Below are 26,558 nucleotides of genomic sequence, written 5' to 3' on the forward strand. Positions count from 1 at the left end.
AAGTGAAAGTTTTTTAGCCAGGTCAGGAAACGGCCCTGGTCAGAGCCCGCAGGTTTCCGGTGGCTTTGGGCAGGATCTCTGGCGGTTTAAGGTTTGCTTAAGTTACGCCGGTCACACTCCTTCGTTATTTTCTCTGGGCTTGTATCTTCGGTGCCGCTATGACTTCTTTCCAATTGCACAACTGGCGCCCGCTGACGGCGGTCTGGGTTTTTTCTTTGCTCGCTTTGCTCTGGTATGCATGGCCTGCAGTTACAGGGCCCTGGTCAGCGGCCTTCCTGCTACTGGCCTGTTTTTTTCAGGCCAGCCTGTTCAGTATTCCTACACTGGCCTGCGTCTCCCTGGCTCAGCGCATTGGTGATCGAAGTCTGGTGAGAAAGTTACTTTTACCTGCCACTTACTTGCTGGGTTTTATAACAGTTGGATTTCTGCTGGCCAACTTCAAACTCTTCTCGCTCTATGGGTTCTTCACCAATTTCTTTGTCATCAATATCATATCGACTCCGGGTGGCATCGATGCCATGGGAGTTACTGCTTCAACCTGGTTGAGCCTTAGTCTTGCCATGCTGCTCCTCGCCGTGCTGTATGGTGTGGCTCTGCGATTGATCAAGTTTGAGATCCTTGTCCCTCAGTCTGTTAAAAAGCGCTATGTCATACTTGCTCTGACAGTCTGCTATGTGGCCCAGTCCATGGTCTATGCTTATGCGGATTACCAGTCAGACCTGGAAGTCCTTGGTGTGGCGGATCGAATAGTCTGGTACCAGCCGGTGACCGCGAAGTCATTCTTTGGTGCACTGGGAATTGCGCAGCGAGAGAGTTTCGGTGCCAACCTGAAAGCTGGAGGCGGCCGGCTCAACTATGAATTTAGCGATGAACTGGCTTCCGTGGGACCTGGTGGAGACGCCATGAACATTGTCTGGCTGACCGCTGAATCCTGGCGTGCCGATATGGTGAGCCCGGAAATCATGCCGAATACTTATGGGTTTGCCAGTCGAAATCAGTGGTTCGTCAATCACTACAGTGGTGGCAACGGTACCCGCATGGGCATGTTTACCCAGTTCTACGGTATCTATGGCAACTACTGGTTTGACATGCTCAGAGCCAAGCGACCGCCACTATTGATGGAATACCTGAAAGCCAAGGACTATGACACCATGGCTTTCACCAGCTCGGCCTTTACCTATCCGGAATTTGACCAGACTGTTTTCAGTGATTTCGACCGGCAACAGTTGCAGGAATACAACACGGGTGAGGGGTGGCAACGGGACCAGAAAAACACCACCGATCTGCTGCATTTTATCGAGACGGCACAGAAGCCCTTTTTTGCCTTTATGTTCTTCGAGTCTGCCCACGCCAATTACTACTTTCCCGAGGAGGATATTATTGCCCCGGATTACCTCGAGGATTTCAATTACCTGACCGTGGATGTGGAGTCAGAAATTGACAGAATCCGGAACCGTTATCTCAACTCGGTTCATCATCTGGACCGGCAGCTGGCCAGGGTCTACCAGGCACTCGAAGAGCGCGGGTTGCTAGAAAATACCCTTGTTGTGGTTACCGGCGATCATGGCGAGGAATTCATGGAAAATGGCCGGTGGGGGCATAACTCCACCTTCAGTCAGCAGCAGATCCGGGTGCCACTGATTCTGCACGTGCCGGGCAGTGCTCCCTTACAGCGATCGAAGATGACCAGTCACCTGGACCTGCCGGCTACGATGTTGAAGCTCCTGGGTTTCGAGGGGGGCGAGAAACCGGTCAGCCACGGCCAGGATCTGCTGGCGGATGATTATCGAAGGGCATTTACCGTGGTGAGCGACTGGCATGGCAACACCCTGGTGACTGACAGCGCCAAAATGGTCTTCAGCCTGAAAGGTGCCTCCAAGCATGCCAGCCTGACCGATATCGACGATAATCCATTGCCGCAGGAAGCCTTTGAGGGCGCGTTCGGAGGAGTGCTGGGCGAGTACACGACAGACCTCAACCGCTTTTATAACTAGATTAAGTCCCACAGCGCTCTGGTCTTCTGGCAATCCTGAGTTTTCTGCTGTGTTGCCTATATTTACCCGCCGATTGGAATTCATCTTGTCAGTGAGCTCGCCTGAAGGGTTCGTCGGGCGCAGAAGATGCCGTTAGTCTGCACGCAGGTCCAGTAAACGTTCGACGATCTCACCGTAGTCCAGTCGTGACTCCCGGGAAACCGTGTCCACATAGACTATTTCACTCAGGTTGGGGCCGCAGGCCTGCCAGCGCCGTATGAACCGCGCGTTACTGGTGCCGGCAAAGATTGTAAAAGTTCTGACTCCCAGCGCTGCGGCGATATGCTGACAGGCTGAATCGTAACCGATGAACTCGTCGCTGACGGAAATCAGTGCGGCGATTTCGGCTACCGAACACTCTACACCCAGCAAACGGGTTTCGCTCCTGAGATTCTCCAGTTCGTCAAAGGTGAGTTCCTGCGTTACGAAGCCCTGTTTGTCGGCCATAGCCAGTATGGCCTCGCTGCGCTGGCGCTCCTCCCGGCCAAATCCCAGATCCAGGACCAGAGTGATAGCCGGGTTTCTCAGTAACGCCAGCACCAATGTCACTTCGAATTCACCGCCGACCATTTTACGTGCATTGCCGCCGACCCCGAAATTCAGGGTGATAATGTGTCGTGGAGAAGCCTGCTTCAGAGGCGTGAGTGTCGCTTCAGCCCTCGACAGGCTGGCCTGATCAGGCCAGACAAGTGGATGGCAGAATTGTGTGGTGGTCAGGATATTATCAAGCCATTCGTTGGTGAGTTGCGAGATGGACGCCTTGGCCGGATAGCCTGGTTTGCCGCGACTGTTAAAAAAACGGTAGTTCCGACCCGGCACCAGGGGCAGAACACCCAACTGGGTCAGGCGAGAATCCTGATCCAGCACCAGATAGTCGTCATTTCCCAGGCCGTCAAGTTCCGACTGTACCTCATGCAACAGATCAAGCCAGCTCAGGAAGCGCTCCAGCAAGCCGCCTCGGCGGGCATATTGCAGTGCTTTAATACGGATGCCGGAGTCTGCTGAAAATACCTGGCCCAGTTTGGCATTCCCGACAACGACAAGCGTCGCATTGGGGAATGCCTGGCGAATCCGCTGGCAAATAACGCTGGTTATTGCCACGTCGGCACCGATTGTTACCCGGGAAAGCACAATTACTTTTCGAGGGTTCAAGCTGCCCGGCAGGCGCTCGTCGGGGCTGAGCCGAATAGACTCGATACGCTGGTAAAGTTGATCTTCGCTCTGGAGCCCGAAATCTGCCAGCTCCTGGTCCAGTTCTTTGCCTTCAGGCAACTTCCTGAGAAAATCGACCACCTGACTGATTAAACGATTATAAGTTTCAGTCTGAAGCTCCTCAAAATCATCACAGAGGCGTTCTATCACCGTCCCAAACAGGGCACGCGCTGCTAACTGATTCAATTCGTCCTGTTCAAAGCTGGTCGCCATTTCACACAGTAGTTGGATGTAGGGGGCATTGTACTCATCGCTGTAGAAATAGCGGTCGACAAAGGTGGAAGCGATCCTCTGGGCCAGGGAGTCGATGCTGTCCGCGTCAGGTGTCTCTTTCAGTTGAAGCCATTTTTCCTGATAATAGGCCGGCCTCATTATGAAACCTCCAGCAGGTGGCGCGCTGTATCCAGCACCTGCTCCGGCTTGATTTCCTGCATGCAGGCATGGTGGCCAAGCGGGCAGGTTTTCTTGTGACAGGGAGCGCAGGGCAGGTCCCGACGTAATATCCGTGTCAGTTCCAGATTGGTCGCTGTGTAAACCGGGTTGGTTGGCCCTATCAACACTACCGTGGGAACATTGAAGGCGACACCGTAGTGGCGCGGCCCGGTGTCATTGGTTATAAGAAGATTACAGCGCTGCACCAGTGGCTTGAGCAGTGCCAGGTCAACCCGGTCAGGCGCTGTATTTATAATGTCGGCCCGGCTGCTGGCAACAATTTTTTCCGCAATGGACTCTTCGCCGGGGCCGACCAATAAGAGCAGGCGGCAGCGGTACTGGCCCTGCAGCAGTTCCGCCAGTCTGGCAAAGTAATCCGCCGACCAGCATTTGGACGAGCCAAAGCTGGCGCCTGGATTCAGTCCGATAACCGTGTCCTGGTCCGACACGCCGTATTTATTCAAAAGGTTTGCGCCATCGGCACGCACTTGTTCAGAAAGGTAAAGGGCAGGCTTTGGGTCGGCAGGAAGTTCAAGACCCAGGTAGCGACAGATTTCCAGATAATAGTGCTGCATCGGTAGCGGTTGATAGGTTTTCCCTGTTCTGATCGGGTCCGGGCCGCCGCTGAGAAAATACTTGCGCAGATTGCGACGATAGCCATAGATCTGCTTGATGCCCGCCAGCTTGAAAGTGAGAAAAGAGTGGGTGGTGTTGGTAAAAAGAATACCGGCGTCGGGGTGCAGGTGCTTGAGTTTGCGGCGAGCACTGCGCATACCCGCCAGGTTCCTGTCCTGCAGGTCTATGATCTCATCGAACCAGGGGCTGTCTTCCAGTATGCCGCGGGCGTACGGCCGCACGCAGGCCGTAATGTGTGCGTTGGGGAAGTTCTGGCGCAGGCATTCGAAGGCCGGCGTCGCCATGACGATATCCCCGACCCAGTTGGGGCAGCGCACCACCAGGTTGTCGAAAGATGGTGGTGAGTCAGACATGGGCACCGAACTGTCTGCTGACGGGTTAGCTTTGATCAAGCGTGTAAGCGACAGCCTCTGTTTTCTCACCGGAGGCCATTTGTTCCCGCTCCTGCTTTATATAATCAGAGCGAACGCCCATTACATTGGAGTAACGTATGGTGTAATGAATCTTGTCCTGAGCCATCAGTTCTTCTGACAGGTCGCGGTCATAAGCCACCAGGTCGTCTCGCTCCCGCAGCCAGGTTTCCTTGTCCATAGCCTCGACCTTTTCGACCAGGTTTCGATAGATAGGAGCACACTCCCAATCGGTCTCGGCATTCACGTACCAGTTGCAAAGTTTACCCAGTTTGTCCAGAAACAGGTCGTGATCTTCTCCAAACTTAAGGCAGGTACCGTCAAAGTAATTGCCTTGACCTGCTATTTTGGACTCATCGATCAGCGGTTTGGCAATCTCGTAGCCGGCTGTTCCCTTGAATGGGAAAAACAACGCCCAACGGAAGCGCCCCATCTTGACTTTGGCACACAGGCGGATGGTTTCCATGACTTCTTCGCGTGACTCGTAGGGCAGCCCGAACATGATAAAAGCCGAGCTGTGCAGGTCAGAAGCATGGGCTGCGGCGAAGGATCGCTCTATCTGGTCGTTGCTCATATAGCGGCGCAATATTTCCCGCCTTACCCGTGGGGAGCCGCTTTCCAGGCCGAACTTGACGATAATGCAGCCCGCGTCGCTGAGGGCTTTTGCTGCCCGTTCTTCAAAGCAGTTTACATGACCGTTCACCACGAAGGGGATGCCCACATTATGCTTTTTATAGGCCTCACAGAATGCCACTACATAATCGGTATTCAGGGCGAACAGGTCATCGTCAAAGATAAATGTGTTGATCTCGGGGTTTTCCCGCAGCAGTTTTTTTAAATCCTCCATCATGACATCAATGGGGAAATGTCTCAGGAAGTCCTTGACGTTTTTGGCAGCCCCGTCCTCTATGTACTGGTCAACAATTTCAATATTGAAGCAGTAGGTGCATTTGTAAGGGCAGCCCCGTGACGTGAGAATGCCCATCCAGCCGCGGGTTTCCTTCATCACGGCTTTCATATCAAAAACGTTGTAGTCCAGGGGGGGCAGTTTGTCGAGATCAGGGAACGGCGCCACAGGATTGGCAACCGGAATGTCTCCCATCCAGGAGCGAAAATTTGACAAGGTATGCGGCCGTTCTCCTTTTTCAAGCGCATCCATCAATTCCAGCAGGGCCCAGTCACCTTCGCCAACGCAGACATAATCAAACAATCGCGATTTGTGTACCTCATCAGGCACCATTGTGCAGTGCACGCCGCCAATGGTTTGTACCAGTTCCGGAAAGGCCTGCCTGATTGCCTTGCTTTGCTCCTCAACCCATTCGTACTGTTGAGACATCACGGAAAAACCCACCAGGCCAGGTCTGGTTTCGCGTATATACTCGATGAGTTCTGCGCTGCTGGGTACTGGCCGGTATTTTTCCGAAACGTGCAGCAGGTCCATTTCGTGGTCATTGGCATGTAAAACGCCAGCCAGAGAAGCAATACCGTGATTGGTCCCTAGCGGTGCATCGATCTGTGGATAAATCATGAGAATCTTCATGGAATTCGGCTCTCATCTGGCATGTCGAAAAAGGAAACCCAAATTTAAGGGGGCTCTGATTAATTACCACAACGCTCTTCGGGAGTCTGTCGGGCGCTACTGCCAGGCGTCGTGCGTAGGGGAGGGCACTCCCTTGTCAAGCGCGACAACAACGCAGTGGTGCCCGTCAGGCCCCGCCCGGAGCGGCCTTCAGACAAGCCCGCTGGCTTCTTTGCACTGCCTTGACAGGCCGACGGCAATGCGGCTTGCCAAAAGACTTGTCTGAAGGCCAGAGCATTGTGGTAAATAATCCGAAGCTCCTTGAGCAAATACTAGCACTGATTACGGTCCAGTCTAAGCAGTCTGACAACTTGTCGTTCCATTGAACCTTATTATCGGCATGAAGGCTCAGCTCCTCAACCTGTTTGCTGCCGGGGCTGCGCAGCCTTGAGGCCGCCCAGGGGGAGATGGTGAAAGCGGGGCGTCATGGCAACGTCGCCCGGAGGCTATTTCTTTATTTTTTATACGGTTTAATGCCGCTACGGAAGCTGTTGCGTGGCTTCGATTTTGTCACTTACCCGGGTATTGTGACTTGTATCTGCAGGGGAAAGATGTAAATTACGGGGTAGTGTCATCCAGGCGCCATTGAGTTCTGACGTGGGGCACCTGCGGTGTTTTCCATTGTCAGCCCTGGAAGTCCAGATTTTATTGCACCGCGTAGTAAGTTTTCTTGGTCTGAGACATTTGAACTGTTGTGTGACTATGCTGAAACTGCTCAATACTTTTTTCTTAGCTCTTCCGCTGGTTCTGGGCGTTGCCCACGGGCAATCTTTTAATGCCGAGCAGGCAGCTTCCACTCTGGCACGCTATCGCTCCCAGCTGGAAGCGCTGGAGCAAGAGGTCGGCCGCTATGATCCCCAGCTACTTGAATACCTGGAGCGCCTGGCTGAGTTGACAATCGAGCTTGATCAGTTTAACGAAACGGACCAGATACTGGATCGAGCGATACAGATATTAAGAATCGACGAAGGGCTATTCACCGAGGCCCAGTTTCCCTTTCTTATTCTATCCGCGAGAAATAACGTGCGGAGAGGAAACTGGCGTGACGCAAATGAGTCATTGAGTCATCTTGCTGAGCTTTACACAATTGTGCCCCGGCAGCAGGATAGTCGCCTGATCAATGAGTTACTCCAGGTAAGTAATCTGCATCTTGAAGGCGTGGCTCGAGATGTGGAGCAGATGAAAGATCCCCATTTTCGGTCGGCAGAAGCAATCAGTAATTTTGCAGTCAGGGTCAGTGAGAATACGTGGGAAGCGACAGACCTCCGTCTTGTGGATCTTTACTACCGACAAGTAATCCGAAACTATCTTCAATTTGTTGTGCTGAATCAGGGAGGCCCCGCTTCGCAGGGCCTCCGGAGATTCATCCCTGGCCTGGATATGATGATCAGGTCAAGGCTTGAAATGGAGCAACTTTACTATCGGCTGGGCGTTGAGATGTTCAGGCGAATGCGAAGTGTTTATGAAAGTGCTGAATATCCTGATCTGGAAGCCTTAGCCATGGTTGATCTCTATCAGGCGGATTGGCAGGTGTTGTTTGACAATGGTGATCCGGATGGAGGGTATCGTAACGCATACGACAAGTTGCTGAAGGCCGGAGTGGTCGAAACCAAGCTGCAGGAATATTTTCGCAAGCCTCGTGTCATACCCTCACGGAATTTTTATTCGTCGATAGATCGGGCTCACGAGTCGGCCTTGGCTGAAGCCAGTGTCACTTTGGGCCACGAAGAGCGGGAGGACACCTTGTATTTCGTTGAGTGGTCTCCGTCGGTTCCCAATATCCACGTTGTGATTAATCAACCTGCACTGTTACAGCAGGATATTTCGACACTCAACACCGTCAGGCTTGCTATTGAGCTGGACGGCGTAAATAAGGTCAGGCGCTGGGTCAGGGGACGTTACATAAGCCAGGTCAGTGTAATTGACGGTTTCGAATGGCTGGGTGGGACGGGGCGGCGGCAGCTCACGGAACAACAGCTTGCTGAGCGTCTGCACTATGTCAATTTTCGCCCGGTACTCGACGCCGGTGTTCCCCAACCCTTTGAGGGTATTCTCGAATATCGCTATTTCCCCCCGGATCGCGAATAGTATAGGAACTTCTGATTAATCTCAGGTTCCTTATCCATTTCCTGTTTCGGCCCCCGGAATCGATTGGTAAGTTAGGGAATCTCTGATTAACTACTAATACTCTGGCCTTCAGACGAAACCGCTGGCAAGGCGCATTGCCCCTGAGATGCGTCGACCGGTCAAGGCAGTGCAGCGAAGCCAGCGGGTTTTTCTGGAGGCCTCGCCGGGCGCCACTGCGTTGTTATCGTGCCTGGCAAGGGAGTGACCATTTCCTGCGCACGTCGCCCGGCTTTAGGGCCCGTCAGCCTTCCGCAGAGCCTTGTGGTAATTTAGCAGAGGTTCCTTGGCTTCTAGACTCGCATTCTAGTATTCTTGCGCGTTCTTCCAGATGGGGCAGGCTGATGAGGGAAAACCTGACAGAAACGGGTTTGATGCTGACACTTTACGGCATGGGGACAGTATTCACGTTTCTTGTGCTACTCATATTTGCCACCAGGGCCATGTCCTGGCTGGCACTGCGCCTTGCCACTTCCGAACAAGCATCCCCCTCTGTATCTACATCCTCCGCTCCAGAGAGAACCTCAGGCGCACGTGGTGAAATTCTGGCCGTTATCACTGCGGCGGTGCACCAACACAGAAAAGCAAAAAAACCTGACTAGGCGGGTATCGCCCAAAAGTATCAAGCTTGGAGAGAGTCGTTAACATGAGTGATAAGAAGCGTCCGTTGGGAATTACTGAACTGGTTCTCAGGGATGCGCACCAGTCTTTGCTGGCAACCCGTATGCGTATCGATGACATGCTGCCAATAGCCGGGAAGCTGGACCAGGTGGGTTTCTGGTCAATGGAATCCTGGGGTGGCGCGACATTCGACGCTTGCATTCGCTATCTGGGGGAGGATCCCTGGGAGCGTATCCGGCTGTTGAAGGAGGCGATGCCTAATACCCCACAGCAGATGCTGTTTCGAGGCCAGAACATTCTCGGCTATCGTCATTATGCGGATGACCTGGTGGCGAAGTTTGTCGACCGGGCTGCTACCAATGGCGTGGACGTCTTTCGTATCTTCGATGCGATGAATGATATGCGCAATCTGCAGGCTGCTATCAAAGCGGTTCGAAAAGCTGGCAAGCACGCACAAGGCACTCTCTCTTATACGGTCAGTCCGGTTTATACCATCGAAAGCTGGCTTGACATGGCGCGCCGGATCGAAGATATGGGCGCCGATTCCATCTGTATCAAGGACATGGCCGGCTTGCTGAAGCCCTATGTCGCCTATGAACTTGTCACAGCTTTGAAGAAAACTGTTCAGTTGCCAATTCACATGCAGTGTCACGCCACTACGGGCATGTCGACCGCCACATACCTGAAGGCGGTGGAAGCCGGCATCGATAATCTGGACACGGCAGTCTCATCAATGAGCATGACTTACGGGCATTCGGCCACCGAAAGCCTGGTGGCGATACTGCAGGGCACTGATCGGGATACCGGCTTGGATATCCACCTGTTAGAGGAGATCGCCGCCTATTTCCGCCAGGTAAGAAAGAAATACGCACAGTTTGAGGGGGCTCTCCGGGGAGTCGACTCACGCATACTGGTAGCCCAGGTCCCGGGCGGCATGCTGACCAACCTGGAAAATCAGCTGCGGGAACAAAACGCCACAGAGCGACTGGATGATGTGCTGGAGGAGATTCCAGCGGTGCGTAAAGATCTTGGTTACATTCCGCTGGTAACCCCCACCTCGCAGATTGTAGGCACGCAGGCGGTGCTGAATGTTCTGGTGGGAGAACGTTATAAGACTGTCACCAAAGAGACAGAGGGTGTTCTGAAAGGGCAATACGGAGCGACGCCGGCACCGGTTAATGAAGCGCTTCAGGCGCAGGTACTGCAGGGCGGGGAGCCGATCACCTGCAGGCCGGCTGATCTGTTGGAGCCGGAATTCGACAGGCAGCGGGCGGAATTGCTGCGCCTTGCGCAGGCAGAAGGCTTTGACCTGGAGAACGAAACCGACGACACGCTGACTTACGCGTTGTTCCCTCAGGTTGGCCTCAAATTTCTCCGCAATCGGCGGAATCCCGCTGCCTTCGAGCCAGCGCCAGGGACTCAGCGGCCAGCTTCTGAGCAGGCAACGGCCCCGGCCCAGGCCAAGGGGGATGCGGGCGATGTCTATACTGTCGAGGTAGGTGGTGTTGCCTACGTAGTGCGTGTCACAGAAGGTGGTGAGCTCAGTCACTTAAGTGAAGCCCGGCCAGTATCGGCTGACAGTGCGCAAGTCGCTGCCCTGCCTCGCTCTGAAGTCGAGGATGCGCAGAAGGTCACAGTACCCCTGTCAGGTACGGTGTTCGATGTACTTGTCCATGAGGGCCAGCAAGTTTGCAAGGATGAAGTCGTCGTGGTTCTGGAAGCCATGAAAATGGAAACCGAAATCCGGGCCTCCGTGGGTGGCAGGGTAATCAGCCTGCAGGTGAAAGCCGGTGATTCGGTGAAGGTTGGTGACCCTCTGCTCAGCCTGACTCAGGATTAGACCATGATGCAGTTTTCTGAACTCTGGAGGGCGACCGGTCTCGCCCAGGTTGTCCTGCCGCAGGTCATCATGATTCTGATAGGGTTAGGATTGCTATACCTGGCGATCAGGAAAGGATTCGAACCCCTGTTACTGTTGCCGATTGGTTTTGGCGGCATCCTGGCCAACATACCCGGCGTGGATATAGCCGTAGGCGATGGCATTCTGCACCAGTTTTATGCCATGGGGCTGGAAACTGGCATATTTCCTCTGCTGATTTTCATGGGGGTCGGCGCCATGACCGATTTTGGGCCATTACTGGCGAATCCGAAGACGCTTTTATTAGGGGCAGCGGCGCAGTTCGGTATTTTTGCGACCTTGCTGGGAGCCCTGTTTCTTACCGACCTTGGAATCTTTGATTTCACGGTTTCCCAGGCGGCAGCCATAGGCATAATCGGTGGCGCCGACGGCCCCACCGCCATCTACGTATCGGGCATTCTGGCGCCGGAACTTTTGGGTGCCATTGCCGTGGCGGCCTATTCCTATATGGCTCTGGTACCATTGATCCAGCCCCCCATCATGAGGCTGCTGACTACCGAGGATGAGCGCAGGATAGTAATGACCCAGTTGCGGGAAGTGTCCCAGCCGGAAAAGATTTTCTTTCCGGTCCTGTTGCTGCTGCTGGTTGCCTTGCTGATTCCCAGTGCCGCGCCGCTCCTGGGTATGTTTGCGTTCGGGAATCTGATGAAGGAATGCGGTGTAGTGGGCCGCCTCTCCGAGACGGCGCAGAACGCACTGATCAATATTGTCACGATCCTGCTTGGATTGTCGGTCGGTTCAAAGCTGATGGCCGATCAGTTTCTGGTGGCTTCCACGCTGGGTATCCTCGCGTTGGGCATTGTTGCGTTCGGCATCGGAACGGCGATGGGAGTATTGATGGGTAAGCTGATGAACTTGTTCCCTGGCAATAAAATCAACCCGCTGATCGGAGCTTCGGGAGTATCCGCTGTGCCGATGGCAGCGCGAGTGGCTAACCGGGTCGGGCTTGAAGCGAATCCCCATAATTTTCTCCTCATGCACGCCATGGGACCCAATGTCGCGGGGGTTATAGGCTCCGCAATCGCCGCGGGCGTGCTGATTCAATTCGCCGGAGGGTAATTCCCGGTGCTGTCAGGCACTCACGCCTGTTCGTCGTTGAGAATGTTCTGTTCCATAGTCTGGGAAGGTGATTCCGTGCAGGGTTTCCCAACGACCCGGGCTGGAACGCCAACTACTGTCGTGTGTGGTGGCACGTCGTCAAGCACGACGCTACCGGCACCGATTTTCGCACCGACCCCGATTTCGATATTTCCCAGCACCTTTGCCCCTGCTGATACCAGCACCCCGGTACGGATCTTGGGGTGCCGGTCGCCTTTCTCGTTACCGGTTCCACCCAGCGTTACCGATTGCATAATGGACACGTCATCCTCAATGACCGTGGTCTCGCCAATGACGATTCCGGTGGCGTGATCAAACATGATGCCTTTGCCGATTATACAGGCAGGGTGAATGTCAACGGTGAATACCGCCGAGTTCCTGCTCTGTATAAATAGTGCCAGATCTCTTCTATTATTGGTCCAGAGGAAATGCGCGAGGCGGTGTGCCTGGATCGATTGAAAGCCTTTCAGATAAAGAATTACCGGCAGGTAAGAGCTGGTTGCTGCATCCCGTTCATACACTGCGCGGATGTCGCTGGCGGCATGCTGAATAATCCCGGGGGAAGAGTTGAACGCGCGCTCGAACAGTTCCCGTACGGTTATGGCCGGCATTACCTCGTCGGAAATTTTATTAGCAAGAATAAAGCTCAGGGCTGATTGCAGGCTATCGTGGTTAAGTATGCAGGCATGTACGTAACTGGCCAGCAATGGCTCGCGCTTGATAACCTGTTGCGCCTCCGCGGTCAGCTTTTTCCATATTTCGTTTGGCATGCAGGATTTCCTGGACTGTTTTTGAGAACGATCTGCAACGGCTTCCGCGTGTCTCAACGGCGCAGTATGGTAGCAGTTAACTGAAAGCAGGACAAAGCTGGCAGGGGCCCTAAGCGGGGTGTCCTCAATGAGGGATAGCCGGGCCTTGCGTCAGGTTGTACCCATAGCCTGGTTTGGTTCATACTTCAGGCATGTTTTTGAGGTCTTCGACTATGCCAGCTTTCACGTGTCCCCACGGCAGTCCTGCTGTCGAGTCTTCCATCAAACATTTCCTGTGGTGCAACAGCGGACTCGTCAGGGCTGTTTCCGGACAGCCTTCGCAGCAACCCGTCAGGCGTACCGGGAGCCTGTTACAGGCTGGCCGGGTGGGTGCCTGGTGGCTGGTTTTGCTGTTGGTTAGCGGGGCCAGTGTCGCCCAGCAGGCCAATGATCACTACATACTCTGGCAGGAGGTGGCACAGGTGGATCGGGAATTTTCCCGGGCAGCGACGGAGCGAGGGCGTACCGAGGCGTTTCTCGAGGTGCTCGCTGAGGACTCCGTGCTGTTCAGGGATGGACCGGTGGATGCTCGCGCTCTCTATGAGCGCAACCAATCTTCTTACAGCCTGGATCAGCTTTACTGGCGCGATCACTATATTGATGTTTCAAGGGCAGGCGACCTTGGGGTCACGGTCGGACCCAACCGGTTTACAGCTATTCAGCCAGGTCAGAACGGCGAAGAGGGGCAACAGACCTACAGCTACCTGGTGAATGTCTGGCGACGGATCGAGGCACAGTGGCGGTTGGTGGCCGACATGGTTGTAACAGTGCCCGGATTCCTCAGTATGGATGTTGAGGCCGATTACGAGGATACCCTGGCTGCCATGGAAGAAACGGCGCATCCGGGTTTGGCAGTGAACAATACCGTGGAGAGCCTGGCCGAGGCGGACAATACCCTGGGGCTCTCCATTAATTTTCGCGGGGGGCAACGGGCAATGATCCGCTTCGGGCTGCAAAATCTACGCGTGTATCTGCCAGGCATGGCTCCCGGAGTAGGAATGGAGGCTGCCAGTGCTGCCTACGGCAAATACCTGGACAGTCGGGTCACCACTGTCAATCCGATCAGAGTAGAGCACAGGGGCGGATTCCTGGCCGAGTCCAGGGAGCTGGGGTATACCTATGGGGTCATGTCCACAACCAATGTAGGGAACAGTTCGGGATTCCGGGCCAACTACCTGCGCGTCTGGCGCTTCAGCCCGGTGAATGAGTGGAAGGTCGCGATGGAGTTCCTGCGCCCGTTTTGACGCGCTGCAGAGCTCCAGAATTTCCATCACGATCAGCCGCCGGTGGCGCTGAGGAGCGGCCAAGGCCTTGCTAGATCTGCACCACTTCAATCAGATTCCTGGGCACTACCCGAGATGACAAACTTTTCAATCGGTAGATAAACAAACCGAGTGCCGCACTTGCGGTAGTAACCCACAGCGCTGAGAACAACGGATGCTGGGCGAACGTTCCCACTTGATAGATGATTGTGGCTGTAACGTAAGCCAGGCCGGTGCTCCATCCGAATACCAACAGAGTCCAGCGCCACCCTGCTTCTTTGTTGATGGCTCCGAGCACGGCTACGCAAGGAGCATAGAGCAGTACGAAAACCAGGTAGCAAAAAGCCGCGAACGGGCTGGCGAACAGCCCGGCCATGTTGGTCAGGGTCTGGGCTTCGACACCCTGCTCAGCGGCAACGGCAGCGCTGTCCGAAACATCACCAATGGAAATCCCCAGCGGGTCGGTCAGGGTCTCTCCGATGGCCAGCAGTTCACTGCCGATTGAACCGATTGCTGCCCCGGCGGCGGCCAACAGGTCAGGTGCCTCGGCCGGACCGTCGGTGCTTTCCGGCGCACTGTACAGAGCGTCCAGGGTGCCTACGATAGCTTCCTTGGCAAACATGCCAGTGAACAACCCCACCGTGGCAGGCCAGTTTTCCTGTTCAATTCCCAGCGGCGCGAAGGCCGGCGTGATGGACTTGCCGATCACGCTGAGAACCGAATTCTCAGTATCCTCGTTGCCAAAACTCAGATCGGTACTGATTGAGTTGAGAAAGCTCAGGGCCACCACAACGGTAATAATCGTCTTGCCTGCCCGCAGCATGAAGCCTCTCAGTCGGAACCAGGTGGTGATCAGAATGTTGCGCACTACCGGGATGTGGTAGGCGGGCATTTCCTGGAAGGAAGGAGTGATCTCCTGGGTAAACAGCTGCCTGCGGAAGATCCATCCGGTGAATACCGCCAGGCCAATGCCCAGCAGATAGAGGAGGAAGACCAGGTTCTGACCACTGCGTTGAAAAAATGCAGCAGCGAACAGGGCATAAACAGTCAGTCGCGCGCCGCAGCTCATAAACGGGGCCATCGCGATAGTCAATAACCTGTCGCTGTCGCGTCCCAGGCTTCGGGATGCCATCACCGCGGGTACATTGCAGCCGAACCCTACGATCAGGGGTACGAAGGCATTGCCTGGCAGGCCTATACCGCTCATCAGCCGGTCAATGACGAATGCAGCGCGGGACAGGTATCCGGAGTCCTCCAGGATGGAAAGGCACAGGTAAAGGAATGCGATAACCGGGATAAAGGTGGCTACCAGCGTGATGCCACCACCCAGCCCCTGGGCCAGCAGTGTTATCAAAACCGGGGGAGCGTAGACCTGCTCCAGCAGCCAGGTGGTTCCGTCCACCAGGACGGCACTGAACAGAATGTCAAAAAAATCGATGAACACGGCGCCGAGATTTACCGCTACGGTAAACATTAGATAAATCATCAGCAGAAATACCGGAAATCCCAGCCAGCGATTGATCAAAACGGCATCGATCTTTTCGGACAGGGAATCCCGGGTTGGCACGACTTCGACGGCTCCATCCACCAGCTGTCGGGAACGGTGGTAGCGACGTAACAGCTGCTCTTCAGTGGCGTCGGGAGGAGTAATGGCGGGCCCCGGCCTGTTCGGGGAGTTTTTGATCTGTGTCTCAAGCATTACCAGCAGATGCCGGTCAAGCTCGTCCAGGCCGCGCTTGCGAGAGGCCACTATGGGCACTACCGGTACACCGAGATTCTCAGCCAGACTGTGGATGTTGATCTGGATACCCTGCTGCTCTGCAACGTCGAGCATGTTCAGGACCACCAGGACCGGGTGATCTTTTTCCAGCAGCTGCTGAGTCAGCACCAGGCTTCGTTCCAGATTTGTTGCATCGATGATGTTTATCACCAGATCGACATCAGTCTGCTGGATGAAGTTCTGGGCAATCTTTTCATCAATACCCTGGGCTGCCTGTTCCAGCGAGTAGATTCCTGGTAAATCCACCAGTTCGACGGCATGCCCACCCACCTGCAGAGTGCCGAATTTTTTCTCGACCGTGACCCCCGGCCAGTTACCAACTTTCTGATTCGCACCAGTCAGCAGATTGAAGAGGGTGGTCTTTCCACAGTTGGGATTGCCAATCAGTGCTACTTTGTACATCAGTTACTGCACCTCAATTGCGATGACTTCCGCCTCGGCTTTCCGAATACTGATATAGGACCCACCCACACGGACCTGCATGGGGTCCCCAAGTGGTGCGAAGCGAATGACCCTGAGTTTTGAGCCGGGAATGACGCCCAGGGCATACAGGCGGCTTTTCAGTTCAGCCGGTTCCGGCTGAATATCCAGCACCACACAGGTATCACCGGTTGAAGCCTTTGCCAGAGTTGTTTTGCTCATCAATTACCACGATAGGCTGGTTAAGACAGGGAAACCGGGCTGACCCGGTGTCAGTACGTCAGGTTCGGAACTGTCGAATAAGGCTGCAATCTAGCAGATTTAAATGTTGTTGACAATCATTCTCATTAAGGTTTAGACTTCTTCTCAGATTGAGGAATTACTATGTACGTTTGTATTTGTCGCCAGATTACTGACCAGCAAATTCGGGATGTGTGCCGGGACGGCGGCGTTAAGCTGGCCGACGTCAGGGCCAAGCTGGGAGTGGCCAGCGAGTGTGGCAAGTGCGGGCAGCATGCGCGCTCCATTATCAGCGAGTTCAGCAAACCCGCTCAATTTGTCAGTGCAACCTGATCGCCGGGGCGCTCGCCACAGCGGGATATAGCCCGTTGCCTTGACTGTCCAGTGGCATGAATTGCCTGGATTCTCATCTTCGACCTGCCCAGTTTCCCAAACACCAGCTACTTCTTCCGCTCATCTGTTGCTTAGCGGGCTACATTGTTTGCTAGAACTCAGCGTTTTTAACGGGTCGTGCCGGTCGCCGGCGCCAGCCTACCCCCATGTCACCACGGTAATGTAAATGGGATTGCTTCTTATTCATATTTATTAGCAAATTCAGTAAGTTACGCTCAAGTAACCTTGACATGAAGCAGCGAAACGGCGATAGTTTGCGGATCGAACACAGGAGGAGTGTATGAAGTCCGATAGCACAGTAATCAAGCATTTGAATAAAGCCCTGGGCAACGAGCTTATTGCCATTAATCAGTATTTTCTTCATTCCCGGATGTACAAGGATTGGGGGCTCATCAAGCTTGGCGAGAAAGAATACGAAGAGTCCATTGATGAAATGAAACACGCTGACCAGTTGATCGAGCGGATTCTTTTTCTGGAGGGGCTGCCCAATCTGCAGAACCTGGGCAAGCTGCTGATAGGGGAAAACACGCGTGAAATGCTGGAATGCGACCTCAAGCTGGAAATGATTGCCTGTCCGGATCTGAAGGAGGGCATTGCTTATTGTGAATCTGTGGGTGATTACGTCAGTCGCGATCTGCTGGCTTCTATCCTGGACAGCGAGGAAGAGCATATTGACTGGCTCGAAACACAACTCAGCCTGATCGACAGAGTTGGGCTGGAAAACTACCAGCAGTCAATGATGTAGCGATAGTAATCAGAGCTTACTTAAGTAAGTGATGAGAACGCCGGGCTGAACCCCGGCTTTTTATTGCCCGTTATTCTGCCACCGTGGTAAACCGCGCAAGGCATGCCGAGGTGCTCCCGCTGGGCTTTGTTGCTAACATACGGTCCCTCGTGAGGGGATGAGACCCTGAGCCGGCGGCAAATCAGTCCGGCTGATGTTGATTGAGCGAATTGAGCTGCTATAAATGTATGCGTGCATTGACCTTGGCTCCAACAGTTTCCACCTGCTGATTGGAGAATGGATAGACGGCAGGATACTAATCATCGAGCGTTGCAGCGAAAAGGTGCAGCTCGGTGAGGGGGTACCAGCCAGCGGTGTGATCTCGACGGCAGCGTTTCAGCGTGGGATGGACTGTTTGCGCAATTTCGAGACTTTAATGAGTCGCCATGGCGTACAGCGCTACTGGGCGCTGGGCACCAATACATTCCGGATAGCCGCTAATTCAGATCTGTTTGTCCAGGCGGCTGCTGACATCGGACTGGAGATTTCCGTGATCAGCGGCGTACAGGAAGCGGTGTTGATCTTTGCCGGTGTGCAAACCGGCCTGCCCAGCAGCCCCGAACAACGGCTCGTTATCGACATTGGCGGTGGCAGCACCGAGTTGATTGTGGGAAGCGGCAAGCAGCGATTGATTACACAGAGTCTGCCCGTGGGTTGCGTGTCGTGGCGCGATCGCTATTTTTCCGGCCAGAGTGGAACCACCCAGGCACTGCTTACCGAGGCCCTGGACGAGGCCGGGGCTGCGGCTCTCAGCATTTTTCAATCTGTAGCTCCCGGCATCAATCACTATGAATGGCTCGAGGCCTTTGCATCGTCCGGCACCGCGAAGATGCTGGCGGCAATCTGCGAGGAGCACGGCGGTCCTGCGGGGCAGGTATCTCTGGTGCTATTACAGCAGTTGCGGGAGCTGCTGTTAGAAACGGTTCTCACCGGCGCTGAACTGCCTGGGCTGAAAGAAAAACGCCGTGACCTGTTGCTGCCCGGCTATGTGATCATGGAGGCTTTAATGCGTGCGCTCGCCTGTGACAGGCTGCAATTCAGTGCGGCGGCCCTGCGGGAAGGCATGCTTGATTTTATTGTAAGAAACGGAAAGGCCACTCATCTGCTGGATCCATCCAAGCTTCCTGGCGTGAGTTATGCCGGGTCGTAATTCTGAGCGAGTTGTTTGAGCAGCAAGTTTTGTACACTTACGGCGGATTCTGAATCTCCCGGTATCAGCTTGCGGTATTCACCGTCCGGTTGCAGAACCCAGCTTTGCACCTTGTCCTGCAGGTACAGCTCCAGTTCTTCGATGATTCGACTGACCAGTTTCTTTTTCAGTATTGGAAAGCACACTTCAATGCGATTCGCCAGGTTGCGCTCCATCCAGTCAGCGCTGGCGCAGTAGATCTGATTGGTGTTATTGAGGAAGTAGTAGACCCGTGAATGTTCGAGGAACCTGCCGACCACGGATTTTACCCGGATATTCTCACTGACCCCGGGCAATCCCGGTCTCAGGCAACAGACTCCCCGCACGATCAGATCAATCTGGACACCTGCATTTGAGGCGTCGTAGAGGGCAAAGATAATGTCTGGCTCCGTCAGGCCATTCACTTTGGCAATAATACGGGCCGGTTTGCCTTTTAAGGCAATTTCCTTCTCGGCACGGATCATTTTCAGGAGAGATTTTTTCAGGTTGAATGGTGCATGAAGCAGGACGCCAGGAGTGATTTTTTTACCCATCCCGGTAATCTGCTGGAATACTCTGTGGGTGTCTTCACAGAGATTTTTGTCACAGGTCAAAAGACTGTAGTCGGTATAGATCTGGGAGTTTTTGCGGTGATAATTGCCCGTCCCCAGATGCGCGTAATACTTCGGGCTGCCATTTTCACGTCGTACGAACAGCAGCATCTTGGCGTGGGTCTTATAGCCCAGCACGCCATACACCACTACTGCACCCGCTTCCTGCAGGATGCTGGCAAACTGAATATTCTCCTCTTCATCAAATCGGGCCCGCAGTTCGATGACAACGGTTACTTCCTTGCCGTTGCGGGCTGCCTCGGCGAGGGCCGCCACCAACTCTGATGATTCATTGGTGCGGTAAAGAGTCTGCTTGATGGAAAGCACGGCCGGATCGCGGGCCGCCTGGCGGACCCAGTCGATCACCGGGACGAAAGACTGAAATGGATGCAGAAGCAACTGGTCCTCAAGGGACACCGCAGTGAAAATACAGCTGTCTTCTTCCAGGTAGCGGGGGACGCCGGGTGAAAACTTGGGAAAACACAGATCCGGCCTGTCTACCATGCCCCGAATAGTCATCATGCGCTGCAGATTGACCGGGCCGTTAAGGCGAAACAGCTCTTCGTCGCTCAGATTAAACCGATCGAGCAGGAAGTCAGTCAGATAGTCGGGGCACTCGCTGGCTACTTCCAGCTTGGTCGCTGCGCCAAACCGTCGACTGTGCAGTTCGCCTTTCAGGGCCGTGGCAACATCTTCGTTTTCCACATTTGACATTTCCAGGTCGGAATTGCGGGTCACGCGAAACTGGTGGCATTCCTTGACTTTCATTCCGGGGAATAGCTGGGCGACACTGGCGTGGATGATTGACGAGAGGAATACGAAGTTGTCACCGTCAGGCATTATTTGTGGTGGAATCTTGATCAGCCTGGGTAAAGACCTGGGGGCTGGGACGATGGCGAGTCCACTGTCCCGACCGAATGCATCCTTGCCCTCCAGAGACAGGATAAAGTTGAGACTTTTGTTGACCAGCCGCGGAAACGGATGTGCCGGATCCAGCCCAAGGGGGCTGATTACGGGAAGCACCTCATCCTGAAAATAGTCGCTCGCCCACTCTTTAAGCCCGGCATCCCATTCATCACGGTTCAGGATGGAGATACCTTCTTCGCGCAGAGAGGGCAGCAGATCCTCGTTCAGAACCCGGTACTGGTCGTGCAGTGCAGTTTCGGTAATGGTGTGAATCTTCTTGAGGACCTGATCTGGATAGCGGCCGTCGGGGCCTTGTTTCTGGCGCCCCGATTCGAGCTGTTTCTTCAGCCCGGAGACCCGGATCTCGTAAAATTCATCCAGGTTGGAGCTGAAGATCAGCAGGAACATCAGCCGTTCCAGTAACGGATTGGATTGATTCTGGGATTCCGCCAGTACCCGCAGGTTAAATTGCAGGTGGCTCAGTTCCCGATTCTGGTAATACTCACTGTTGCTGAGGTCCAGGGCGGGTTGTTGAGGTTGTTGGCTGTTGCCGCTGATTTTGTCTGCTTGATCATTGTTGTCGGCCTGCGGCGGATCCGCCGTAAAACCGGTCAGGGGGATGGCGCTTGGGGAGTCATTCTTCATAGAGTTGCGGTAGTCTCTTTTGTAGGTGCGTTGCTTTGTCGGCAGTCGCAGACACCCGGGTTTCATATTGGCGAGTATCCGGCTGGCATAGCTGGCATAGATTGAAAGAAGCAGGTCAGGATACCACAGGGGCAGAATGTTTTTTGGCGCCTCCTGTTCCCCCGGCGACGCGAATGTTACTGCTTTGTCATATTTCTGTAATATAACCCCCCTATAGTGAGCGGCGGTTAATTCTGGCCCTGAACATGAAACCCTGGAGATAAGCATGAGCCTGCTTCGAGCGTTAAAATTTTCCAGCCTGGCGGCTGCCGTAACCTGGTTCAGTATCGGTCAAGCACAGGATGTCGACCCCGCACTGCCCGAATACGAGCGCGTAGGCGGGGTTGCCGGCAATCTGTCCAGCGTTGGTTCCGATACTCTCGCCAATCTGATGACCTTGTGGGCGGAGGAGTTCAATCGGGTTTACCCGAATGTAAATATCCAGATACAGGCGGCAGGCTCTTCGACCGCACCGCCGGCCCTGACGGAGAGGACTTCCAACTTCGGCCCTATGAGTCGTGAAATGCGGGACAACGAAATCGAGTCTTTCGAAAGACGTTATGGCTATCGACCGACAGCGGTACCGGTTGCTATAGATGCTCTGGCTGTGTTTGTGCACAAGGACAATCCTCTGGAAGGGCTGACGATGGCACAGGTAGACGCGATTTTTTCATCGACTCTGCGCTGTGGCTCCGCAAGACCGGTTACAACCTGGGGGCAGGTTGGCCTGACCGGGCCATGGGAGCGTCGCGACATTCAGTTGTTTGGCCGAAATTCGGTTTCCGGCACTTATGGATACTTCAAGGAAACAGCATTGTGCGAAGGGGATTTCAAGAACAACGTCAATGAGCAGCCGGGTTCAGCCTCTGTCGTCCAGTCGGTAAGCACCTCTATCAATGCAGTGGGGTACTCGGGGATCGGTTACCGGACTTCCAGTGTCAGAACCGTCCCGTTGGCCCGGGGGGAGGGCGATGATTATTTCGATGCCACACCGATGAACGCCGTGTCCGGTAACTATCCACTGGCCCGGTTCCTCTGGGTTTATGTCAACAAGGCGCCCAACCAGCCGTTGCCGCCCCTGGAGCGGGAATTCATCAAGCTGGTGCTGTCCAAGACCGGTCAAGATGTTGTAATAAAAGACGGTTATATTCCCTTACCAGCCCAGGTTGTTGAGGCAACCATGAGAAACCTGGGTATGTAGCCGAGACGCTATTGCTGTTGTAGAATTCGATCCGAAGAATCAGCTCCAGGGGGAGCTGATTCTTTTATAGGGGTCGGAATGTAACGACGTCAGAAAAGTCAGATAATAAAAAGGGGCTAGTGATGTCAGGCGACCAAGTCAGCAGACACGTTTTAGCAGCCCTCCCTTCTACAGGCAACCAGCGACGATGAGTTCAACCAATGGCGGGCACAGTGTCAGCACAGATACCGGTACCCCCAGGCCGACAGAAGCGGAGTTAGAGCAGCTGCTCGCCCGCCAGAGCTTCCGCCGTCGTCTGCGCTATTTCAACGATCAGTTTGCCCGCGTTGCCATCGCCACCGGCGGCGTCGGTGTCATAGTTGCCATCCTGCTGATCTTTGTTTACCTGCTGTTAGAGGTGATTCCGTTGTTTCAGCAGGCCGACGTGCAGCAGTTGTCCCGCTACCAGGTGGCCGGAGCCGGTGATTCAGAACTGCTGCACCTGGCGGTCGAGGAACAGTCTGAGGTGGCCATGCGGCTGGACGCGGAGGCTGGGGTGGTCTTCTTTCGAGTCACAGATGGAACCCTGATCAACAGCGAACAGCTGCCGGTACCGCCGGGCGCTACTGTAACGGGATTTGCCCTGGCGTCTGAAGCGAGCGGTGTTTTTGCACTCGGCTTCAGTAACGGTGCCGCTCTGATAGCGCAATATGATTTCGAGACCCGGTTCGCAGCCGACGGGACCCGAGAAATAATCCCCAGCATCGAATACCCGTTCGGACCGGATGTCTTCACCCTGTTTGAGGGCGGGCAGGTAAGCCGGCTTGCGATCAGTGAAAGGTCTGGCGTGTATCTGTTAGCGGCAGTCAACGACAACGGCAATACCAACCTGATACGTATTGCCCAGCAGCGCAATCTGTTCTCGGCCTTCAGTCTAGGCGGTGCAGCACCCGGGTTTGAAGTGGAGCCCTTATCCCTTTCCATCGCTATCAATGATGTGAACCAGTTGTTTATCGACGGTGATCAGCGCTGGATGTACTTTGTGACTGTCGACGGGGGGCTGAGCCTGGTGGATCTCAGGCCCGCCCTCCAGGGCCGGGCGTCAGGCATCGCCCAGGTCCTGGATCTGGTAGAGGACGGCAGGCGGCCAACCCGCATAGCACTGCTGTTGGGTGATATTTCTCTATTGGTGGCGGACGATGCCGGTTCCGTATCGCAGTGGATGCTGGTATCCGGGGCCGACGGTCAGGCGACATTGGAACGGGTGCGGACCTTTGACGTCGGAGACAGCCCGGTCATTGCGCTGTCTCCGGAACAGCGGCGAAAGAATTTCGTTATTGCAGATCAGGAAGGTCATATAGGTCTGTATAACACCACGGCGCATCGCGAGGCCTACTATGCGCCGCTGTTCGAAACCGCTCCCGAGGCGCTGGCGATCTCGCCCCGCGGGGATACTCTCCTGGCCGAACTGGCTGGCGGAAGTATCTCGGTCTGGGACGTGCATAATGAGCACCCGGAAGTTTCCTGGTCGGCGCTTTGGGGTAAGGTCTGGTACGAAAGCTATAGCGAACCCGACTATATCTGGCAGTCTTCTGCAGCCAACAACGACTTTGAGCCAAAATACAGCCTGGTACCCCTGGCATTTGGCACCTTGAAGGCGGCCTTCTATGCCATGTTACTGGCGACGCCACTGGCGATCTGCGGTGCGATCTTTACTGGCTATTTCATGGTGCCGGTGATGCGACAGCAGGTGAAGCCGTTGATTGAATTGATGGCGGCCATGCCTACCGTCGTGTTGGGATTTCTGGCAGGCCTGTGGCTGGCACCATTTGTGGAAAGCAACCTGCTGGGTGTGTTCAGTATTCTGTTCATTATGCCGTTCGGCATTCTGCTGGCAAGTTTCGGCTGGGCGCAGCTGCCTGATGAAGTGCGTCACCGGGTTCCAGATGGCTGGGAAGCTGCACTGTTAGTGCCGGTCGTCATTGCACTGACCTATCTGTGCTTCGGCTTTTCCTCGACTATCGAGAATCTGTTTTTCGCCGGCGATATGAGGACCTGGATTACCAACGACCTGGGCATCACTTACGATCAGCGTAATGCAATGATTGTCGGTCTGGCGATGGGGTTTGCGGTAATCCCGACAATTTTTTCTATTGCCGAAGACGCTATCTTTACAGTTCCGCGCCATCTCAGTTACGGATCTCTCGCACTGGGAGCGACGCCCTGGCAGACCATGTACAGGGTGGTATTACCGACGGCCAGTCCAGGCATATTTTCCGGAGTCATGATCGGTTTCGGCCGTGCGGTAGGAGAAACCATGATTGTACTGATGGCCACAGGCAATACGCCTATTATGGACATCAATATCTTCGAAGGCATGCGAACGCTGGCTGCGAATATCGCCGTGGAGGTGCCGGAGTCTGAAGTGGACAGTACGCACTACCGGATTCTTTTCCTGACAGCCCTGGTGTTGTTTTTGTTTACCTTTGTTTTCAACACACTCGCTGAATTAGTCCGCCAGCGACTTCGCGACAAGTACAGTACGATATGAAACAACGCATTTTAAAATGGACAAAATCAGGCTCACCCTGGATCTGGTTCAATGCAGGCGCCGTGGCAATCAGTCTTGTTATGGTAGTCGGTCTTTTAATGTTGCTGGCGGTCCGCGGCATGGTGCATTTCTGGCCTGCTGATGTGGTCAGTGCGTCCTATTCCGTGCCCACTACGTCCGGTGAGATACAGACGGTGGAAATCATGGGGGAAATGGTCGAGAGTGAGACGATTTCGGCCAGTCAGATAATTTCCTCCGGCATTCCCGTGGAAGAAAACACGGCCGGTTACGAGAGAACTCTGATGAAACTCGGCAACAGGGATCTGACCGGGGCTGACTTTCGCTGGGTGCTGAACGATTTCATTCATGATAGTGATTTTCCGTCTCATGTTATCGTTCTGGAGAGATACGAATGGGGCAATTTTTACGGCTTCCTGCGGGAGCTGAAGCAGAGCGGCGAAGTGGTTTTAAGTGCCGATAGCGGTGCGGACGACACGGCTTTGTGGGAAGAATTTGAAAGACGCCTGGAGCGCTCCCTGGCACTACACGAACAGATCGTTGCCCTGGAAACAGATGAGATCGGCAGCATCAATTACCAGGTTGAGAGATTGAGGCTGGAGCAAAGGCGTCTGGAACTGGAAGGCGACGATGATGCCGAAGCAATTGCAGAGTTGGATCGTCAGCGTGCAGTCCTTGATCAGGAATACGAGCAGCTGCAAACGCAACTGGTTGAACTTTACAATCAGATAAACAGGGATACTGTCGTTTTCGAGGCGTCGCAAGGGCAGCAGACAGAATTTAACATCTCTGATGTGGTCAGGGCCTATCGTCCTAATGAGATAAACACCCTGCAGAAGCTGGGTATTTATTTCAGCAAACTGTGGGAGTTTCTTTCTGACGAGCCCCGCGAGGCGAATACAGAGGGGGGTATCTATCCAGCCATATTTGGCACTGTGATGATGGTAATGTTGATGTCCGTCTTCGTCACCCCATTCGGTGTGGTGGCTGCGGTTTATCTGCGCGAGTATGCCAAGCAGGGCTTTCTCACCCGCACCATCAGGATTGCCGTGAATAACCTGGCTGGCGTACCCTCGATCGTTTACGGCGTTTTCGGGCTGGGCTTCTTTATTTATTTTATTGGTGCTGAAATAGACCAGGCTCTGTACCCGGAAGCCCTTCCTGCGCCAACGTTCGGGACGCCCGGTCTGTTGTGGGCCTCACTGACCCTGGCGCTGTTGACGGTCCCGGTAGTCATCGTGGCTACCGAGGAAGGCCTGGCTCGCATTCCCAGGAGTGTCCGGGAGGGCAGCCTGGCCCTTGGGGCAACCAAATTCGAGACGCTCTGGCGCGTTGTACTGCCAATGGCAAGCCCTGCTATGATGACCGGGTTGATTCTTGCAGTAGCCAGAGCGGCGGGGGAGGTGGCGCCTCTCATGCTGGTCGGTGTTGTCAAACTGGCTCCCTCGTTACCGTTGGATGGTAATTACCCGTATCTGCACCTTGACCAGAAGTTCATGCACCTGGGGTTTCATATTTACGACGTGGGATTTCAGAGTCCGAACGTCGAGGCAGCAAGGCCATTGGTCTACGCCACCGCGTTGCTACTGGTCGTTGTAATTGCCATTTTAAATTTGAGTGCTGTTTCAATCCGCAATCGACTGCGGGAAAGATACAAATCACTGGATATGTAGGCAGGACTGACAAACT

General features: G+C 54.4%; 19 protein-coding genes. 12 read left to right on the forward strand and 7 right to left on the reverse strand.

The genetic code is table 11. The annotated features are described in order from the left end of the window. Positions 1-158: 158 nt before the first annotated feature. Positions 159-1,994: a sulfatase-like hydrolase/transferase gene (locus R3F50_14765; GenBank protein MEZ5491561.1), complete on the forward strand. Its 1,836-nt coding sequence runs from the start codon at positions 159-161 to the stop codon at positions 1,992-1,994. A gap of 132 nt (positions 1,995-2,126) precedes the next feature. On the opposite strand, the gene R3F50_14770 is transcribed toward R3F50_14765, so the two are convergent. Genes R3F50_14770 through R3F50_14780 form a run of 3 tightly spaced genes read right to left on the reverse strand, consistent with a single transcriptional unit; the run spans position 2,127 to position 6,263 of the window. Next, entirely contained in the window at positions 2,127-3,617 is a 1,491-nt protein-coding gene (locus R3F50_14770; GenBank protein ID MEZ5491562.1) for a glycosyltransferase family 9 protein, read from the reverse strand. Then, entirely contained in the window at positions 3,617-4,666 is a 1,050-nt protein-coding gene (gene waaF, locus R3F50_14775; protein ID MEZ5491563.1) for a lipopolysaccharide heptosyltransferase II, read from the reverse strand. The genes R3F50_14770 and waaF overlap by 1 nt, the downstream gene beginning before the upstream one ends. 25 nt (positions 4,667-4,691) lie before the next feature. Beyond that, positions 4,692-6,263 carry a radical SAM protein gene (locus tag R3F50_14780; GenBank protein MEZ5491564.1) on the reverse strand — a complete coding sequence of 524 codons (1,572 nt, stop codon included), beginning with the start codon at positions 6,261-6,263 and terminating at the stop codon, positions 4,692-4,694. Positions 6,264-6,998: 735 nt separating this feature from the next. On the opposite strand from R3F50_14780, the gene R3F50_14785 reads away from it, so the two are divergent. The 4 genes from R3F50_14785 to R3F50_14800 all read left to right on the forward strand — a co-directional run bounded on the left by R3F50_14785 (position 6,999) and on the right by R3F50_14800 (position 12,024). Continuing rightward, complete coding sequence (locus R3F50_14785) at positions 6,999-8,390, forward strand: hypothetical protein (GenBank protein ID MEZ5491565.1); 1,392 nt, start codon at positions 6,999-7,001, stop codon at positions 8,388-8,390. Positions 8,391-8,770: 380 nt separating this feature from the next. Further along, positions 8,771-9,028 (forward strand): OadG family protein, encoded by a 258-nt coding sequence (locus R3F50_14790; GenBank protein ID MEZ5491566.1) that lies wholly within the window; start codon positions 8,771-8,773, stop codon positions 9,026-9,028. Between the two features lie 44 nt (positions 9,029-9,072). Continuing rightward, positions 9,073-10,887, forward strand: a complete 1,815-nt coding sequence (gene oadA, locus R3F50_14795; GenBank protein MEZ5491567.1) for a sodium-extruding oxaloacetate decarboxylase subunit alpha — start codon at positions 9,073-9,075, stop codon at positions 10,885-10,887. Between the two features lie 3 nt (positions 10,888-10,890). After that, positions 10,891-12,024, forward strand: coding sequence for a sodium ion-translocating decarboxylase subunit beta (locus R3F50_14800; protein MEZ5491568.1), 1,134 nt, complete (start codon positions 10,891-10,893; stop codon positions 12,022-12,024). Positions 12,025-12,044: 20 nt separating this feature from the next. Here R3F50_14800 and cysE read toward each other — a convergent pair whose 3' ends face one another. Beyond that, complete coding sequence (gene cysE / locus R3F50_14805) at positions 12,045-12,833, reverse strand: serine O-acetyltransferase (GenBank protein MEZ5491569.1); 789 nt, start codon at positions 12,831-12,833, stop codon at positions 12,045-12,047. Between the two features lie 212 nt (positions 12,834-13,045). Between cysE and R3F50_14810 the strand changes: the two genes are divergently transcribed. Then, positions 13,046-14,116 (forward strand): hypothetical protein, encoded by a 1,071-nt coding sequence (locus tag R3F50_14810; protein MEZ5491570.1) that lies wholly within the window; start codon positions 13,046-13,048, stop codon positions 14,114-14,116. Between the two features lie 70 nt (positions 14,117-14,186). Here the strand turns inward: R3F50_14810 and feoB are convergent, their stop codons facing one another. Beyond that, complete coding sequence (gene feoB / locus R3F50_14815) at positions 14,187-16,316, reverse strand: ferrous iron transport protein B (GenBank protein ID MEZ5491571.1); 2,130 nt, start codon at positions 16,314-16,316, stop codon at positions 14,187-14,189. A gap of 3 nt (positions 16,317-16,319) precedes the next feature. Next, positions 16,320-16,556 carry a FeoA family protein gene (locus R3F50_14820; protein MEZ5491572.1) on the reverse strand — a complete coding sequence of 79 codons (237 nt, stop codon included), beginning with the start codon at positions 16,554-16,556 and terminating at the stop codon, positions 16,320-16,322. A gap of 162 nt (positions 16,557-16,718) precedes the next feature. On the opposite strand from R3F50_14820, the gene R3F50_14825 reads away from it, so the two are divergent. From R3F50_14825 to R3F50_14835, 3 genes are all read left to right on the forward strand, one after another. Continuing rightward, positions 16,719-16,907, forward strand: a complete 189-nt coding sequence (locus tag R3F50_14825) for a (2Fe-2S)-binding protein (protein ID MEZ5491573.1) — start codon at positions 16,719-16,721, stop codon at positions 16,905-16,907. Between the two features lie 340 nt (positions 16,908-17,247). Then, a complete protein-coding gene (bfr, locus tag R3F50_14830; protein MEZ5491574.1) occupies positions 17,248-17,712 on the forward strand; it encodes a bacterioferritin in 465 nt (154 codons plus the stop codon). 223 nt (positions 17,713-17,935) lie between these two features. Next, a complete protein-coding gene (locus tag R3F50_14835; GenBank protein MEZ5491575.1) occupies positions 17,936-18,901 on the forward strand; it encodes a hypothetical protein in 966 nt (321 codons plus the stop codon). On the opposite strand, the gene ppk1 is transcribed toward R3F50_14835, so the two are convergent. Beyond that, positions 18,886-21,081 carry a polyphosphate kinase 1 gene (ppk1, locus tag R3F50_14840; GenBank protein MEZ5491576.1) on the reverse strand — a complete coding sequence of 732 codons (2,196 nt, stop codon included), beginning with the start codon at positions 21,079-21,081 and terminating at the stop codon, positions 18,886-18,888. The two genes, R3F50_14835 and ppk1, sit on opposite strands and share 16 nt — an antisense overlap. A 265-nt stretch (positions 21,082-21,346) precedes the next feature. Between ppk1 and R3F50_14845 the strand changes: the two genes are divergently transcribed. From R3F50_14845 to pstA, 3 genes are all read left to right on the forward strand, one after another. Next, positions 21,347-22,321 carry a phosphate ABC transporter substrate-binding protein PstS family protein gene (locus tag R3F50_14845; GenBank protein ID MEZ5491577.1) on the forward strand — a complete coding sequence of 325 codons (975 nt, stop codon included), beginning with the start codon at positions 21,347-21,349 and terminating at the stop codon, positions 22,319-22,321. A 187-nt stretch (positions 22,322-22,508) separates the two neighbouring features. Beyond that, entirely contained in the window at positions 22,509-24,851 is a 2,343-nt protein-coding gene (locus R3F50_14850) for an ABC transporter permease subunit (protein MEZ5491578.1), read from the forward strand. Continuing rightward, positions 24,848-26,542, forward strand: a complete 1,695-nt coding sequence (pstA, locus tag R3F50_14855) for a phosphate ABC transporter permease PstA (GenBank protein ID MEZ5491579.1) — start codon at positions 24,848-24,850, stop codon at positions 26,540-26,542. Before R3F50_14850 ends, pstA begins: the two co-directional genes overlap by 4 nt. Positions 26,543-26,558: the final 16 nt, after the last annotated feature.

The organism is Gammaproteobacteria bacterium (genome assembly GCA_041395725.1).
Taxonomy (GTDB): Bacteria; Pseudomonadota; Gammaproteobacteria; order Pseudomonadales; family Pseudohongiellaceae; genus NORP240.